The 15,105-nt window shown below is 68.9% G+C and carries 14 protein-coding genes, 1 tRNA gene and 2 pseudogenes; 10 read left to right on the forward strand and 7 right to left on the reverse strand.

All coding sequences use genetic code 11. The features are described 5' to 3' along the window. Nucleotides 1-92: 92 nt before the first annotated feature. Nucleotides 93-755 carry a TetR/AcrR family transcriptional regulator gene (locus ACFVV1_RS07235; protein ID WP_389986367.1) on the reverse strand — a complete coding sequence of 221 codons (663 nt, stop codon included), beginning with the start codon at nt 753-755 and terminating at the stop codon, nt 93-95. Between the two features lie 356 nt (nt 756-1,111). Here ACFVV1_RS07235 and ACFVV1_RS07240 point away from each other — a divergent pair, with 356 nt between their 5' ends. After that, nucleotides 1,112-2,389, forward strand: a complete 1,278-nt coding sequence (locus tag ACFVV1_RS07240; RefSeq protein ID WP_389985763.1) for a M6 family metalloprotease domain-containing protein — start codon at nt 1,112-1,114, stop codon at nt 2,387-2,389. On the opposite strand, the gene ACFVV1_RS07245 is transcribed toward ACFVV1_RS07240, so the two are convergent. From ACFVV1_RS07245 to ACFVV1_RS07260, 4 genes are all read right to left on the reverse strand, one after another. Beyond that, nucleotides 2,376-2,534, reverse strand: a complete 159-nt coding sequence (locus ACFVV1_RS07245; RefSeq protein WP_389985766.1) for a hypothetical protein — start codon at nt 2,532-2,534, stop codon at nt 2,376-2,378. The two genes, ACFVV1_RS07240 and ACFVV1_RS07245, sit on opposite strands and share 14 nt — an antisense overlap. 98 nt (nt 2,535-2,632) lie before the next feature. Further along, nucleotides 2,633-3,151 (reverse strand): DUF1203 domain-containing protein, encoded by a 519-nt coding sequence (locus tag ACFVV1_RS07250; RefSeq protein WP_389985769.1) that lies wholly within the window; start codon nt 3,149-3,151, stop codon nt 2,633-2,635. A 217-nt stretch (nt 3,152-3,368) separates the two neighbouring features. Then, the gene (locus tag ACFVV1_RS07255; RefSeq protein ID WP_389985772.1) at nt 3,369-4,379 is read right to left on the reverse strand and encodes a hypothetical protein; all 1,011 of its coding nucleotides are present in this window, start codon (nt 4,377-4,379) and stop codon (nt 3,369-3,371) included. A gap of 256 nt (nt 4,380-4,635) precedes the next feature. Further along, a complete protein-coding gene (locus ACFVV1_RS07260; protein WP_389985776.1) occupies nt 4,636-5,511 on the reverse strand; it encodes a universal stress protein in 876 nt (291 codons plus the stop codon). Between the two features lie 515 nt (nt 5,512-6,026). Here ACFVV1_RS07260 and ACFVV1_RS07265 point away from each other — a divergent pair. From ACFVV1_RS07265 to ACFVV1_RS07305, 9 genes are all read left to right on the forward strand, one after another. Beyond that, nucleotides 6,027-7,373, forward strand: coding sequence for a nicotinate phosphoribosyltransferase (locus ACFVV1_RS07265; protein ID WP_389985779.1), 1,347 nt, complete (start codon nt 6,027-6,029; stop codon nt 7,371-7,373). A gap of 177 nt (nt 7,374-7,550) precedes the next feature. Then, a complete protein-coding gene (locus ACFVV1_RS07270; protein ID WP_389985782.1) occupies nt 7,551-8,012 on the forward strand; it encodes a Crp/Fnr family transcriptional regulator in 462 nt (153 codons plus the stop codon). Between the two features lie 82 nt (nt 8,013-8,094). Further along, on the forward strand, nt 8,095-8,385 hold the full coding sequence (locus ACFVV1_RS07275) for a hypothetical protein (RefSeq protein ID WP_389986370.1): 291 nt from the start codon (nt 8,095-8,097) through the stop codon (nt 8,383-8,385). Further along, the gene (locus ACFVV1_RS07280) at nt 8,348-9,040 is read left to right on the forward strand and encodes a CBS domain-containing protein (RefSeq protein ID WP_389985785.1); all 693 of its coding nucleotides are present in this window, start codon (nt 8,348-8,350) and stop codon (nt 9,038-9,040) included. Before ACFVV1_RS07275 ends, ACFVV1_RS07280 begins: the two co-directional genes overlap by 38 nt. Nucleotides 9,041-9,279: 239 nt before the next feature. Next, on the forward strand, nt 9,280-9,402 hold the full coding sequence (locus ACFVV1_RS07285; protein ID WP_389985788.1) for a hypothetical protein: 123 nt from the start codon (nt 9,280-9,282) through the stop codon (nt 9,400-9,402). Between the two features lie 12 nt (nt 9,403-9,414). Further along, nucleotides 9,415-10,044, forward strand: a complete 630-nt coding sequence (locus ACFVV1_RS07290; RefSeq protein WP_389985791.1) for a CBS domain-containing protein — start codon at nt 9,415-9,417, stop codon at nt 10,042-10,044. 138 nt (nt 10,045-10,182) lie between these two features. Continuing rightward, a complete protein-coding gene (locus ACFVV1_RS07295; protein WP_389985794.1) occupies nt 10,183-10,329 on the forward strand; it encodes a universal stress protein in 147 nt (48 codons plus the stop codon). Between the two features lie 183 nt (nt 10,330-10,512). Further along, on the forward strand, nt 10,513-11,802 hold the full coding sequence (locus ACFVV1_RS07300; RefSeq protein ID WP_389985796.1) for a cation:proton antiporter: 1,290 nt from the start codon (nt 10,513-10,515) through the stop codon (nt 11,800-11,802). Nucleotides 11,803-12,311: 509 nt separating this feature from the next. After that, nucleotides 12,312-12,384: transfer RNA gene (locus ACFVV1_RS07305), tRNA-Arg, on the forward strand. 90 nt (nt 12,385-12,474) lie between these two features. Here the strand turns inward: ACFVV1_RS07305 and ACFVV1_RS07310 are convergent. Both ACFVV1_RS07310 and ACFVV1_RS07315 read right to left on the reverse strand, forming a co-directional pair. Continuing rightward, nucleotides 12,475-13,060: pseudogene (locus ACFVV1_RS07310) on the reverse strand (tyrosine-type recombinase/integrase); the annotation flags it as partial. Between the two features lie 789 nt (nt 13,061-13,849). After that, nucleotides 13,850-15,035 (reverse strand): annotated as a pseudogene (locus ACFVV1_RS07315) (IS701 family transposase). Nucleotides 15,036-15,105 lie beyond the last annotated feature (70 nt).

Consider the following 15,105-nt stretch of genomic DNA (forward strand, 5'->3'; position numbering starts at 1 on the left):
TCGTGAGAGGGCAGGGCATGAAAGCCCGGGTCATGAAAGGTATGGCGCGGTCGAGGTGCACCGGCCGCCCGGTGGCGTGCCCGGTGCGGGCGTCATGACCGGCGCCGCAGATCCTCCAGGGTCGCCGCCGTTCCGGGCAGCCGGGACCGGGCCGGGGCCTCCAGTCCGTCCAGGAACAGCTGTAGATGGCGGTGAGTGAACCGGTCGATGTCCAGGCATCCGATGCCGGGCAGCGGCCGGGTGAGCTGGGAGAGGGCGACCACTACGTCACCGACGGCGATGTCGGTACGCAGGCGCCCCGCGGACATGGCGCGCGACACGAGCCCTTCGACGGCCTCTTCGAGACGTCGGCGCTCGGCGAGCAATTCAGGATGGTCCTTGTCGAAGCCGCCGGACAGCATCGGGCACAGCGCCCCGATCCGTTCGTCGGCCGCCGCGTGCACGAAGCGGCTGAGTGCGGCGAAGGGATCGGCCTCCTCGGCCGTCGCCTCCTCCGCGCGTTCGGTGGTACGGGAGGTGACCGCGAGCACGACTTCGTGCGTCAGCGCGGCCCGGTCGGGGAAGTTGCGGTAGAGCGTGGCGTTGCCGACGCCGGCGCGGCGGGCCACCTCGTCGAGCGGCACATCCGGCCCGAACTCGACGAACATCTCGCGCGCGGCCGTCACGATCCGCTCCCGGTTGCGCAGCGCGTCCGCCCGCGGACGGGTCGTCCGGGGCTGCGCCGCTCCGGTGGCGGCGCGGGTGACGGTATCCACGACGACTGTTCCTGCCTTCCGACTCTTCCTGCTCTTCCGGACCTTCTGGAGCCTCCGGGCCTGCTGACCCGTCCGGCCCTCGTCGCCACGCCCTTCGTCGCCGCGACGCTGTTCGTTCTTCATGGCGACCCCTTCCGTAACCGGGGACCACCTCCCCGGTTCGCGGGGGACACACGTTCAAACGGGGAAAGGATCCCCGGTTATTTCCTCAGCACAAGGTGACCTGACTCACACCTCCGGAACGGGAAAACCAACCGATCGGCGCACTCAACGAGCGGTGCCGCACCACCCGTCACAGGCTGATCCGCAGAGCGCAGTCCGGGCCGGCCGACTGCCGCGGACCCCGAGGCGCCTCTATGCAGAAGCCCCGCCACCGGATACGCAAGCATCGCCACCCGATCGCGCTCGCCTCGGCAACAGCCCTGATCATCGCCACCACGGCCTCGGCCAGCAGCACCCTTCCGATATCCAGCCGGGCCTCGGCCGGCCCGGTGGCCACCGCCCGGTCCGCAGGGACAGCCCCGTGCCGCATACCGGTGACCCTGGGCGTACAGATGTCGGAAGGCATGCCGACACCGGAGGGCTACGCCCGCTCCACGGGCAGGATCCACGCCCTCAACCTGATGATCGACTTCCCGGACGCACCGGGCCCCGAACCGGCGATGGACCGGTTCGCGGAATTCTTCCCGCAGACCATCAACTGGTTCCGGACCGCCTCGTACGGGCGACTCACCTACGTCCCCGACACCCCCTTGAAGTCCTGGCTGCGGATGCCACTGCCGTTCTCGGAGTACGGGGTGGAACGTGGATCAGCGTACGAGCCGGGCTACCGCCACCTCGTCCAGGACATCGTCGCGGCCGCCGATCCGAAGGTCGACTTCAGTACGTACGACCTGGTCAACATCCTGGTCACACCGAACGCCGGGCCCTCCGCCCTGGACACCGTCCTGTCCGTGACCTTCTCCGGCAATCAGGACGCACCGCACGCGGACGGCGCACTCCTCGGCAACACGTCCTTCATCTACAGCCACCAGGACGACGGCTCGGGGTCGTTCAAACAGACCGGATTCCGCGTCCTGCCGCACGAGAACGGGCATATCTTCGGCCTGCCCGACCTCTACACCGTGGAGGGCGGCGGCGCGGTCGGGCACTGGGACATCATGTCCGAGGACTGGGGGGCCAACAACGACCTGCTCGGCTGGCACAAGTGGAAGCTCGGCTGGCTGGACAACAAGCAGATCAGCTGCGCCGCCAGGCCAGGCACCAGCGAGCACGTCCTCGAACCGCTGGCCACCCGGGGCGGGACGAAGCTGGCGTTCGTCCCGCTGAGCAACGCGTCCGGCTACGCGGTGGAGGTACGGACACAGGCGGGCAACGACCAGGCGGTCTGCCGGCCCGGCGTGCTCATCTACAAGGTGAGCACGGACGTCGACACCGGTCAGGGGCCGGTGTCCGTCGCGGACAGCACCAAGGACAGCGGCGGCTGCACCCGGCTGCCCAATGTGCACGCCGGGCTCTCCGACGCCCCCTTCCAGCCCGGCCAGACCTTCACCGACCGGGCCGACGGGATACGCATATCCGTGGTCGACAAGGAGGACAACGGGAACTACCGCGTCCGGATCACTCGCCCCTGACCACACCCCCGGCCGCCCGCCGCACCTCCGCCCCGGCAGGCCCGCGCAGCTCCCGCTCGAGGATCTTCCCGGTCGGATTCCGGGGCAGCGGTCCGCTCATCGACCTGCGTACGTTCGGCAGGCGCGGCTTCACCACGGCCGTCATCGCGATGTTCTTCGTCGGGGCCGTCGCCGAACGCCGTGGGCGCGATCGCCTCGGGCACGTCGGCGGCCAAAGGTCACCGCGCGGGCGGCCTCGACGGTCTACGGTCGCCGCACCTCGAACTGGAAGCAGCCGTACTCCAGGGCCCGCACGTGTACCAGTGCCACCTCCGGCTCGGCAAACGCTTCCTCGAAGGCCCGGTCGAACCCGGCCTCGGCGTTGTCAGGGATCTCGAAGAATCGTCCTCCGACGATGTGTCCTTCGGCGTCGTAGCGGCGGATGGTGCGCAGCGCCCCGGGACGGGCGAAGGGATAGCCCCGGACTCCCCGCGGATCTACGCACTCATCGGCGTGGATGAATACCGGACCCGCTTCGTCGTAGGCTCCGGGCTCGGCCCCGGTCGCCATCGCCCAGCGGCGCAGCGGCGCGTAGGAGACGAGTGCGACTCGTTCGCCGGGCTCGATGGCCCGCAGGCAACACCGCAGCGGACTGCCTACGCAGTCGAGGGGAACACCGTCCTCGCGTGCGGTGTACGGCCGCAGTGGCTGCCCGGCGTCATCGACGTGGCGGAGTTCTTCGAGTGCGGCGGGAGGTATGGGGAGAGGCGTGTACGTGGTCATGGTTCCAGCGTCAGCGGCTCGCCCGTGGCCCGCTGGCGGAATTCGGACGCGAAGGTCCGCCCGCACACCTGCGCTCATCTCGTCGGGCCGGGTGCGGGGGTGCCCACCGCCTTGGCGGGGGACGCGGATCCTTTCGGGCGACGGCCTCGAGACGGTGCCTTCGTGGGGCTGCCCCGGGTGCCGCCCAGGGCGAGGGGGCGCAGCCCGGCGCAAGCAGTCAGGGGGTGGGGCAGCCGTGCCGCTTGCCCGAGGCGGTGGCGTACGACTCCAGAAGCCGCTTGAGCGCCGCGGGGTCACTCGTTCCATGCGTTGCGACGGTGCCGTCCGCCGCCCTGTCCTTGACGCGCACGAGCTTGAAGTAGGCGGTGCCGATGGCTCCCCCGCATTCGAGGGTGCGGGTGTATGCGCCCTTCACCGTTCCCGGATACTTGCCGTCGAGATGCATCTCCTCCTCCGCCGACGGCCCGTAGTAGGCGGTCGTACTGAACAGGCCCAACTTGCCCCGGCTCATCTCGCATTGTTCCGTCAGTGCGCGTCCCGCAGGATTCTCGGTGACGTCGGTTACGCGCAACCGAGCAGCTTCAGACCCGGTCAGCACGCCGCGGCACGTGCCCGTCGCCCGGCCGACGGGCCTCGTCGTCCACCCCGCGCGGTCGACAGTTCCCGGACGTTCGCCGAGCGCTCCCTCGCACTCGGCGCGGCCGGCTGCACGACGCGCACTCTCCGTCGCGACCCGTGCCACTTGGAGCACCTGCCGGGCGGAGAGATCCTCCGACTTCCGGGTCGTCCCGGCCGTGACAAGCAAACCGGCGCCCGCCATCGTCTTGCAGTCGACCAGCACAGCGGCTTCCGGCGAATACCCGCTCACGAAGGACCCGGTCCAACCGTGACCGATCGGCGTTGCCGACTCGTCCGCGGCAGACCCGCTCGCCCGGTAGGCCGCCCGCGGCCATACCCGGAGCTTGAGGACCGGCCCGCCGTCCTGGCCCTCGGCCCAGACCGAGCACCACTGGGAGTCGTAGCCGCCCCAGTCAGCGGTGTGACCGCGCGCCTTCAGCCTGGCGCCGTCGAAGAACTGCCGTGCCTCCTCCACCGCGAGGGAGCCCTGGCACTGGTCTCCGAGGTCTTCGCCGTCACCGTCCTGGAACGAGACGGTCCAGGCCAGCCCGCCGGCAACCAGTACGAGGAGCAGCCCCCCGACGTACAAGGACAGTCTCAGCCGCGTCATTCGTTCCCCCGGATGCGGTTCCACCAGTAATACGCCAACTGCGGTCGTGCGGGCCCTGCGCCCACCACGGTGCGCCGACCGTCGACGCGTTCCGCGAGGACGACTCAGCTTCAGATGATCTCCCCTGCATCTGTCGTCCGCCTACAGCCTACGAGTTCGAACGGCCAGGGCGACCAGGGCCTCGGGACGTAGAGGAGCTTCAAGTCAGGGGCGGCGACGCCACGCCGGCGTGATCGGCTCTGTACGGTTGCCCGGATCAGACGTGGGGGACGACGGCGACAGGGCAACGCGCGTGATGAATGGCGGCTTGGGCCACGGGGCCCAGGTGTGGTGCCAGTGCGGGGCGGCGCTTGCGTCGGCCGACAACGAGCAGGGCGGCGTCATGGGCGGCCCGTACGACAGCCCTGGCGGGGCTTTCGAGAGCGATGCTGTCACTCGCCTCCACGAGCGGGAACTTGTCACGCCAGGGGCGGAGGATCTGGTTGAGGTGCTTCTGCGCGTCCTGGGTGATTTCCTCCGTCACGTCGTGATCCACCCCCCAGGGCACATATGCGCTCAGCGGCAGGCTCTGGCCATGGACGGCTCGAAGAGGCACCCCCCGCGCCGCGGCGGTGCCGAAGGCGAATGCGAGCAGGTCGTCGCAGGGGCCGTGCAGTTTCAGTGCCACCACGACGCCGCCTTCCCCTGCTGGAGCGGGTTGTGGCCCTCGCTCACTCTTTTCGGCGCGCACCAGGACCACCGGCCCCTCGGCCCGTGCCACCACGTGCATGCTGATGTCGCCGAGAAAATAGCTCTCGACGGGCTGCAGCCCGCGCGAACCGAGCACGGTCATCTCGGATTCCGCTGCCGCCAGCAGCAGCGCGTTCTGGGCGTCGTCGGCAACCAGGTTGCCGACGACGGAAAGACCCGGGTGGCGTGCCTGGAGCTCGGCCCGCGCCTTGTGCACGATCCGCCTCGCCCAGTAGTTCTGGTCCATCTCCGCAGGAACGCGGGTCGGTTCTGGTACCAGCAGAGGCCACGCGTGCAGCAGACGCAGCGTGAGCTTGCGCCGCTCCGCTTCGTCGGCGGCCCAACGGGCAGCGGTAAGGCTCTCGGGTGAGCCGTCGAGGCCCACGGTGACGACTGGCTCCATGACGACCGCCTCCGTCTCGTAAGTCTCGTAACCGGTGGAACGACGGCGAGCGAGGCCGCCTGTCCAGCCTGTCGTCCGTGCGCCCTGGTGAGCTTCCGCGCCGACGCGCCGAGCATGGCTTCCTCTCATTCGAGGAGTACCGCAGATCTCCTGGTACCGCATGCGGGCCCTGAGGTGGCAAGGGCCCGTAAAGGCGCAGAATCCGTGCAAGTCCGCACAAGGAGGAAGAGTGGTGGTCATTCCCCGTTGTGTTGGCCATCGGCGGGGGCTGACGATGCCCAGCAACGTGTCCGTCTCGCCCACGACGGGCAGCCGTTCGACGTTCTGCACCTCCATGAGGCGGGCCGCCTCGACCCCGTCCGGACTGCACCATGGCTCCTGGCTGGCCCACGAGGCACGGGAGGCCGATAGTGGAGGAAGGGGAGCAGGCTGGTGCGGCGCGACCGCGCGGTAGCCCGGCAGGAGCTGGACAGCAGCCCTGAAAGGACCGACGCGGCCGGAGGAAGGTGCCGTCCATGTCCAATGCCACGAGCACCGACCTCTACGAGGTCACGATGGCTCAGTCGTATCTGAGCGAGGGCATGACCCGTCCGGCGACGTTCAGTCTGTTCGTACGCGATCTGCCGCCGGACCGGGGCTTTCTTGTCTGTGCCGGGCTGGATTCGGTCCTCGACTACCTCTCCGTCTACCGCGTGGACGCGGATGACGTGGCCGTCTTCGCCGCTGTGCTGGGACGGCGGCCCGAGGATCTGGCACCGCTGCTCGGCCTGGAATTCCAGGGCGACGTCCGGGCAGTGCCCGAGGGGCGCATCGTGCTGGCCGGAGAACCCCTGCTGGAAATCACTGCGCCTCTCCCGCAGGCCCAGCTCGTCGAAACCTTCGTACTCAACCAGCTCAACCACCAGACCGCCGTCGCCTCCAAATGCGCCCGGTGTGTCCTGGCCGCCGCCGGACACCCGGTCGTGGACTTCTCCCTGCGTCGCACTCATGGCATCGAAGCCGGACATCAGGCCGCCCGGCTGGGCGCCCTGGTCGGCTTCGCCGGAACCAGCAATGTGGCGGCGGCTCACTCCCAGGGCCTGACCGCAGTCGGCACGATGGCCCACTCGTACATCGAGGCCTTCGGCACCGAGGAGGACGCGTTCCGGGCATTCGCCCGTTCCCATCCGGGGCCGGTGACATTCCTCGTGGACACCTACGACACCGTGGCGGGTGTGGCGACGGCGGCGCGCGTGCTGCGCGATCTGGGGCTCGGTCCGGGGTGCGCCATCCGGCTGGACAGTGGTGACCTCGGAGCCCTGGCCGTACAGGCGCGGGCCGTTCTCGATGCCGCCGGTCTCCCCGGGACACGGATCGTGGCGAGTGGTGGTCTCGACGAGTTCGCCGTGGACAGCCTGGTCCGCTCCGAAGCCCCCATCGACACCTATGCGGTCGGTACCCGGATCGGCGTCTGCGCGGATGCCCCCTACCTGGATTGCGCATACAAGCTGGTCGAGTACGACAGCCGGCCCGTGATGAAACTGTCCTCGGCCAAGGTGACGGCGCCCGGACGCAAGCAGGTGTACCGAAGACCGGGATACGCGGATCTCATAGCTCTCGCCGACGAGCAGCCGCCGCCGGACGGCGTCCCGCTGCTGGAGTCGGTCATGCGGGAGGGGCAACGCGTTTCGGAACGTGCGGAACTGGACACAGCCCGGCAAAGGTTCGTGGCCGACCTCGCGGCACTGCCGCCCGGGGCCCGCACCATACGGGCGCCCACCGCGCCGAAGGCGGAACTCTCAGGACGCCTCGGCTCTCTCAGCGCGGATGTCCGCCGATACATCGAGAAGAATCTGCTGGGGGGCGTTCACGGAGCCGTCTGATCCGGTCCCGCCATCGGACGCGAGGATCGGCCTCGGCCGACAGAGCCGCCCCGTGCTCCGAGATGGCAGAGCTTGCCCGCCCGGGGCCGGACGGGACCGCGGCAGGGCCACAGGACCCATGTCCATGAACCGGCTGTCCGGCGATGCTGAAATCGCAGACCACAGAGGAGGACACCGATGAGCACTTCCCCGACTCGCGTCACCGCAGCCCTGCCCGCCCGGTACCGTGCCCGCCTGATGCAGATCGGGCAGGAGGTCAATTTCGCCCAGGGAGTCCGTCTCTTCCACGAGGGAGACCACGCAGACCGCTTCTGGCTCCTGCGCTCGGGCACCGTCACGCTGGATTTCCGCGTACCGGGCAGCTCCCCGGCAGCGATCGAGAGTCTCGGGCCCGGCGAACTGGTCGGCTGGGCCTGGCTGTTCGAGCCCCCCATCTGGCACCTCGGCGCAGAGGCGATGACGCCTGTCCGTACCTATGAGTTCGACGCGGCGGCCGTACGCATGATGATGGACGCGGACCCCGCCTTCGGTTCGGCCATCGGCCATTGGGTCGGGCAGGTTCTCGCCCACCGGTTGCAGGCTACGCGGATCCGTCTGCTCGATCTCTACGCCCCTCATGGCAGCGGCGGCTTCGTGTGAGGTACGCCGTCGTGCCACCACCTGGGAGTCACCCCCCGAGGAGCACCCCATGGCTGCATCCCGGTACACCGTCAGCGACGTCATGACCCGCACGGCCGTGGCCATCGGCCGCGACGCCTCGTACAAGGAGATCGTCGAACTGATGCAACAGTGGCAGGTCAGCGCCGTGCCGGTCCTCGGCGGGCGCGGACCTCGCCGTCGTCGGCCGCGGCCTTTGCCGCTCCCCTCCGGTGCCCGTCCCGGGCCGGTGGCCCATGCCGTCCTGCATCACGCCGCCGCCCCCCGTGGCCGTCGTCGCCCACGACCGACGGCCCGGAACGAAGGGAGATCCGGCCATGACGCACCGCACTGTCGCCGAGGTCATGACGCATGACGTGGCCACGGCCAGTCCCGAAGCGTCGCTCAAGACAGTCGCCTGGAGCCTCGCCTACAACAACGTCTCGGCTCTGCCCGTCGTGGACAACCGCCATCACCCCATCGGCATCGTCTCCGAAGCCGACCTGCTCCGCAGGCAGGCCGGTCTGCCGGACGCAGCGGCGCGCGACCAGTTGCGCGAGCCGGCAGCCGTGGACCGCGACACCATGGACGCCCGCACCGCCGGTGATCTGATGTCCGCCCCCGTACTGACGGCCCGGCCCGAGTGGGGCATCGTCGAGACAGCCCGCTTCCTCGACGAGCAGGGCGTCAAACGCCTGCCGGTGATCGATGACACCGGCGTACTCGTGGGCATCGTCAGCCGCTCGGACCTGCTGCGTCCCATGCTCCGCAGGGACGCAGCCATACACGATGAGATCGTCGACGAGGTGCTGGGCCGGACCCTTCGGATGGCGCCGGGAGGCGTGACAGTAAGCGTTCAGGAAGGGGTGGTCTCCCTGAGTGGTGGGGTCGAGCAACGCTCGGCCATCCCGGTGATCGAGCTCCTGTGCCTTTCCGTCGACGGCGTCGTCAGCGTCGACCAGTCTCTCGAATACGCCGTGGACGACCTGCCGCCGGATCTCGATCCGGCACATGGCGGCGGCGACCGATGAGCACGTGCGCCAGGGGACGGAAAGAGCTTCATCCGCTTCTCGCGGATCCTGATCGTGCGGTGCGCGGCCGTCGGTCGCTTCTCCGCATCCTCTCAATAGCTCTTCCCGTCATCTTCATGAAAGCACCGTCCGTGCCTGCCCAACAAGGCCGGCCGGTCCCCGGCGGCCCCCGGCCGGTCCTACCGCCGGGGGCGACGACGCCGACGCTCGGATACGGGCCCTTGTTTCCTGGAGGAGTCATGAAACATCTGCGTACCGTCGACGACGTGATGACGCACGCCCTCATCTCGGTCGACCGCGGAGCGCCGTTCAAGGAGATACGAGCGCCGTTCAAGGAGCCCGACACCGAAGTGCCCGCCTGAAGGAGAGGGACAATGAGGCATCGCAGCGTCGCCGACCTCATGACACCCACGGTCGTCGGCGTCCAGCGCGGCACCACGTTCAAGGAGATCGCCCGGGTCCTCGACCAGTTCGGCGTCACCGCCGTGCCCGTCGTGGACGAGAACGAATGTCCCGTGGGCGTCGTTTCCGAAGCCGACCTGCTCCGCAGGCGCGACTACGGGAGCGGCACGAACACCGCCGTCGAACTCATGAGCCACCCGGCGATCACCGCGTCGCCCGGGTGGAGCGCCGTCCGTGCCGCCCGCGTCATGGAGAAGCACAAGGTCAAGAGGCTCCCCGTCGTCGACAGCGAGGGCCGGCTGGTCGGGGTCCTGAGCCGCAGCGACCTCCTGCAGCTCTTCCTGCGCAGGGACCGCGCAATCCAGGAGGAGATCCTCGAAGACGTCCTGACGCACACGCTGCGGCTCAGTCCCTCGTCGTTGACCGTCGAGGTCGCGGACGGCGTCGTGACCCTCAGCGGCACCGTCAGCCGGCACAGCCTCGTCCCGGTCGTCCTGCGTCTGTGCCGGAGCGTCGACGGAGTCATCGACGTGACCGATCGGCTCGGCTACGAGCAGGACGACCTACCGGTCGACGACGCACGACCGGGCACCCCACGCTAGGAGGGGATCACGGCGCATCGACACGCACCCCCGTTCATGACCCGCGAGGCCGTCACCGTCCCGCAAGCGCCGCCCCCGGACGTATCTCGGAGACCGAACCAGCGCCCCCGAGCCGGAGGCCGTCCCAGGGGGACCCTCATGAACCAACGCATTGTCGTCGGCCTCGACGGATCCGCGGAAAGCGTCGCCGCGGCCCACTGGGCCGCGCGGGAAGCACTTCTTCGCAGCGCGCCAGTGCACCTCGTTCACTCCCACGCACCCGTCGCCGTCATCGCTCACGAATGAGGTCTGCGGGACCGGCTCCCTCACCCCGTCCCAGTGGCCGGTGGCGTACTACCGCACTCCGACAACGCGTTCCACCACTCAGGTGGAAGCCCCGGTCATGTCCTCCGGCTGGATCGCCATCGCGTCGCAACCGCCGAGAATCGGGCCTTCGCCGACGGTGCGGCCTCGATTACGGAGTCCAGGGTGGATGCAACCTTCTCGCTGATCCTGCTTCTTCTCTTCCTCTGGGGTGTGTACTCACAGCGGCTGGCGCGCGTCGAACTCACCGCCCCTGTGGCGTTCGTCCTGCTGGGTCTGCTGCTCGGCGAGGGAATCGGCGTGCTGGACCTGGCTCCGTCCCCTGAAACGGTGCGAGCACTCGCCGAGGTCACGCTGGCCTGGGTGCTCTTCACCGATTCCGCGCGGCTGTCCTTCCGGGCCCTGCGCCCGGAGCTAGGTCTGTATGTGCGGCTTCTGCTGCTCGGGCTGCCGATGTGCATCGGCCTCGGCACCCTGCTGGCCATGGGCCTGCTCCCCGGGGTGTCGGGCTGGGCCGCGCTGTACGTAGCGGCCGCGCTCGCTCCGACGGACGCCGCGCTCGGCGCCACGATGATGGTCGATCCGGTGGTGCCCGCGAGGATCCGCCGGCTCATCAACGTCGAGAGCGGCCTGAACGACGGCATCGCCACCCCGTTCGTCGTGCTCGCCCTGGCCGGAGTCGCCGCGTCCGGCAGTACGCCGGACTCCCAGGTCTCCGGAAGTGCCCTGGTGGAACTCGCCATCGGCCTGGTCCACGGCACCGTGCTCGGGCTGACGGCCGGATGGCTGCTGCGCTGTGCCCTGCGCAGGGGCTGGGCCACCGAGGACGTCGCCGGCACGGGCATCCTGGCTCTGGCCCTCCTCGGCTACACCTCCGCCATCGCGATCGGCGGCAACGGCTTTGTCGCCGCCTTTGCCACCGGCCTGGCCTTCGGATCGACACACGGCGCCCCGCAACGCGTGCTGCTGTTCGCCGAACAGTCCGCTTCACTGCTTTCCGTGCTGGTGTGGCTGCTCTTCGGCGCCGTACTGGTACCGGTCGCCGTCCATCACCTCACCTGGCAGGCGACGCTCTACGCTGTCCTGAGCCTGACGGCGGTACGCATGGTGCCAGTGGCCCTGTCCCTGGCCGGAAGCGGTCTGGACAGGAGAACCGTCCTGTTCGTGGGCTGGTTCGGCCCACGCGGGCTGGCCTCCGTCATCTTCGGTCTGCTGGCGGTCGAGGAACTCGATCCGTCGGCCTCGAAGACCATCGTCCCGGTGGTCGTCTGCACCGTGCTGCTCAGTGTCTTCGCGCACGGCATGACCTCCGCGCCTCTCGCCCGACGCTACGGAGCCGCGCCGGCCCTCACGGCCGCTCCCCAGGCCGGACCGGCCGTGAACGAACTGCCCGTCCGGGGAATTGCAGGCACCGCCGATGGTCACCGGCACAGCAGGGGCGACGGGCCCGCATGACGGAAGGCCAACGCGGGTGAGGCCGCGGACGCGGCGCTCAAGCAGTTGCGGAAGCTGTCGGAGAACTTCCACTACACCCAGGTCGAGTGCAGTCTGATCTCCGGAGCTCTCGACGGCTTCTCGTCCGAAATCACTGCTCCGAAGCGGCGCCTGACTGAGGCACTGGACGATGCGGCCACGCTGGCATACTCCGTCAACGAAGACGGCACCGTCACGTATCCCGCCGGCGGAAGAGCGAGCTCACCGGTTCCTACGACAAGGCCCTCCGAGGTGTCCACCGGGCCCCGCTTATCGCCGAAGGCTCCTCGTCTTCACCCCCCAGGCACCCCAGTTCGCCCGCCACAGGCGCGCGCGATCACGACCCCAGGTATCGACCTCACCCCACCCGCTACACTGTCGGCGGTGGCCCAGCCCTCACGGGCCAGGCCACCGCTACCCTGTCGGCAAACCGACCTGAAGCCCTTTGCCCACCCGGGCCGGGTTTTGGACACGTTTTCCGACAGATCCCCGCCTTCGTAGCTCAGGGGATAGAGCACCGCTCTCCTAAAGCGGGTGTCGCAGGTTCGAATCCTGCCGGGGGCACAGACAGAAGGGCCAGTTCGGAGGCTTGATCCTCTCGAACTGGCCCTTCGTCATGATCGCGGCCGTGCCACACACGTGCCACAACGTGCGCTACGAGTCCGTGTCACCTCGTGCCTTGCGGATCACCGATCCGAGCCGGTCGGCGATCTCCCGGTCACGGCCGCTGACCATGTGCTGATAGATCAGCGCGGCGCGCGAGGTGCTGTGGCCCATCCTCGTCATCCGCTCCCGCAGGCTCGCCCTGGAGGCGGCGAGGTTGTTCCCCGTGTGCCGAAGGTCGTGGAAGTGGACGCCTGCGGTGATCTTGGCTTTCCTCCGAGCCTTGATCCAGTCGTCACGGAAGTTGCTCCGCCGCAGCTGACCGCCTTGAGGGCCGAGGAAGACGTGACCATCACGGCCAGACCCAGCGAAGTGGACAAGGTGTCGTTCCACGTCCGCTCGCAGTTCGCTCGGGTAGGCGACCGGGCGGACTCCAGCGGCGGACTTGGGCGCCTTGTCGAACAGGGCCCCGGTCTGCATCTCCGCCTGCGAGCGGCGAACCATGAGCGCACCGAGTTCCGGCGCGTCATCGGGGTGCTGGACGCCGCAGCGGCAGCGGCCGGAGGTGGGCCGGTTTGTGGACCGGGCCGAAGGACGGGGCGGTGAGCGTGGCGAAGACGCGCGGGTGTTCGCGGAGGCCCGCGCACGGCGCGGGCGCGCGCCGCCTCAGCGGCGCGGCCTGCCTCTGTCTTCGCCCCGGCTGGCCGCGCCCGGCGGCGCGCTACGTGCGACGGGCGGAAGCTAGAAAGCCATCCGCAGGTCAGAACATGCCTCCGGCGGGGGCGCTCAGACTCCGGGATGGGAGGGGCGCCGTTCGCGGGTGCCGGCGGATTCGTGGTGAGCGTTGTTGGCTCCCATCCCGACCACCTTCGCCCCAGGCAGAGCCGAGCAGTCGCGGCCCAGGGCGTCAAGGTCGTTCGTACAGTGGCGCGCTCCACCTTGACGCCCTGAACCACGCCCGCTCCACGACGTGTGGGCCGAAGGCGGCCGGGATGGAAGCTGGGGTGAGTGGTGGGTTGGGGTCGCACCCAGGTGCGGATTGCCTTCGAGCTGTAGCCCTTGTCGCCGACGACGTGATCGGGCCTGACGCGCGGGCGCTCAGTCAAGGACCGCGAGGTGGTCGGCGGCGCCTCCGTGCCACTCGATCATGAAGAGGGTGGCGTCGTCGCTGGTGCGCCCGCGCAGATCCGCTCGCAGCCCGAAGGACCATCCTCGGCCACACCCGACAGACCATTGCGACGAGTTTTCCACAGGATGCGGCACTAGTACTGCAACGGTGTTTGTGCTGATGGGTGGCCAGTTCTATGGGCTGTGTCCGCGTCGTTTGTAGTGACTGACGCGGGCTTGGTGTTGTCGTCGTCGGCGCAGTGTGACCAGTGCAGGATGTGATCGATCGGGGTGGGAGCGCGGTCGTTGAGGCGGGTGATCAGGCGTCTGATTTCGGCGAGGCTGAGGTGGATGAGCTGGGAGGATCCGTTTCTGCTTTGTCTGTGTCCAGTACCCGGGCTCGCAGGACGGTCAGGCAGGCGTGGGCGGCCATGGCGAGGGTGATGTGGCGGTGCCAGCCGGGATAGCGGCGGACTTGGTAGTCGTCCAGGCCGCACTCCTGCTTCGCGCTCTGGAAGCATTCCTCGACAGCCCAGCGGCTGCCGGCGATGTGGATCAGCTGATCGAGCGTGGTGTCCGCGGGGCAGTAGGCGATGTAGTAGGAAATCTCGTCGGGGCGGCTGACGCTGCGGCGGGCGATCACCCAGTGACGGCGGTCCTCCCGGTGCCAGGGCCGCACCTCGACACGTGCCCAGTCAAAGACCCGTGGCCCGTGGGCACCCCTCCCGCAGGAGCGTCGCTTCCACTTCTGCCGGGGCAGAGCGGAAAAGAGGTCGTGGACAGGGTGGTCGAGGGTCCAGCGGGTCACCACGGTGTCATGCCGGGTGGTGGCCATGACGTGGAAGACGTCTGCCTGTTCCAGCTCGTGCCGCCAGCCCTTGCTGAAGCCATAGGCGGCGTCCGCGGTCACCCAACGGAAAGGGATCCGGTCTGCGATCGCCCGACGGACCATCGCCTTGGCCATGACCACCTTCGTCGCGAAGGCGGTCTCATCGGTGATGCCGGCCTGGCGGCAGCGTTCGCGGTCGTCCGTCCAGGACGTGGGCAGATACAGCCGGCGGTCGATCAACGTCCGACCGCACTCGGCGGCGTATGCGAGAAAGACACCGACCTGGTAGTTCTCCGTCCGGCCCGCGGTGCCCGAGTACTGGCGCTGGACACCCGCCGACCGGGTCCCCTTCTTCAGGAAGCCGGTGTCGTCCACGATGAGCACGGCCTCGGGGTCGCCGAGGTGCTCAACGACGTAGTCCCGCAGGTCCTCAAGGACCTCGTCGGCATCCCAGTCGATCCGGTTCAACAGCCGTTGAATGCGGTCCGGCCCGGCATGACCGGCCTGTTCCGCCAGTGTCCAGCCGTTCTTCCGCTCCAGCGGAGCGATCAGCCCCCGCAAATAGGGCCAGTGCCGACTCCCGCGGCTCCGTTCTGGCAAACCGGTGCACGAACCGCTCGTGCACTGCACTCAGTTCGCCCGCCCACACCCGCGCATCAGCCAGGTCCCCACCCATAACAACATCAACGAGCAACCTGCCCAACCGTCACGCAAAGCACCGTTGCAGTACTAGGTTCACCTCTCCC

This window comes from Streptomyces sp. NPDC058092 (genome assembly GCF_042884935.1).
Taxonomy (GTDB): domain Bacteria; phylum Actinomycetota; class Actinomycetes; order Streptomycetales; family Streptomycetaceae; genus Streptomyces.

What these genes read in the sequence shown, in the direction of transcription:
- ACFVV1_RS07240 (WP_389985763.1), top strand. Translation starts at nt 1,112, where the DNA reads ATGCAGAAGCCCCGCCACCGGATACGCAAGCATCGCCACCCGATCGCG.
- ACFVV1_RS07245 (WP_389985766.1), bottom strand. Translation starts at nt 2,534, where the DNA reads ATGACGGCCGTGGTGAAGCCGCGCCTGCCGAACGTACGCAGGTCGATG.
- ACFVV1_RS07250 (WP_389985769.1), bottom strand. Translation starts at nt 3,151, where the DNA reads ATGACCACGTACACGCCTCTCCCCATACCTCCCGCCGCACTCGAAGAA.
- ACFVV1_RS07255 (WP_389985772.1), bottom strand. Translation starts at nt 4,379, where the DNA reads ATGACGCGGCTGAGACTGTCCTTGTACGTCGGGGGGCTGCTCCTCGTA.
- ACFVV1_RS07260 (WP_389985776.1), bottom strand. Translation starts at nt 5,511, where the DNA reads ATGGAGCCAGTCGTCACCGTGGGCCTCGACGGCTCACCCGAGAGCCTT.
- ACFVV1_RS07265 (WP_389985779.1), top strand. Translation starts at nt 6,027, where the DNA reads ATGTCCAATGCCACGAGCACCGACCTCTACGAGGTCACGATGGCTCAG.
- ACFVV1_RS07270 (WP_389985782.1), top strand. Translation starts at nt 7,551, where the DNA reads ATGAGCACTTCCCCGACTCGCGTCACCGCAGCCCTGCCCGCCCGGTAC.
- ACFVV1_RS07275 (WP_389986370.1), top strand. Translation starts at nt 8,095, where the DNA reads ATGACCCGCACGGCCGTGGCCATCGGCCGCGACGCCTCGTACAAGGAG.
- ACFVV1_RS07280 (WP_389985785.1), top strand. Translation starts at nt 8,348, where the DNA reads ATGACGCACCGCACTGTCGCCGAGGTCATGACGCATGACGTGGCCACG.
- ACFVV1_RS07285 (WP_389985788.1), top strand. Translation starts at nt 9,280, where the DNA reads ATGAAACATCTGCGTACCGTCGACGACGTGATGACGCACGCCCTCATC.
- ACFVV1_RS07290 (WP_389985791.1), top strand. Translation starts at nt 9,415, where the DNA reads ATGAGGCATCGCAGCGTCGCCGACCTCATGACACCCACGGTCGTCGGC.
- ACFVV1_RS07295 (WP_389985794.1), top strand. Translation starts at nt 10,183, where the DNA reads ATGAACCAACGCATTGTCGTCGGCCTCGACGGATCCGCGGAAAGCGTC.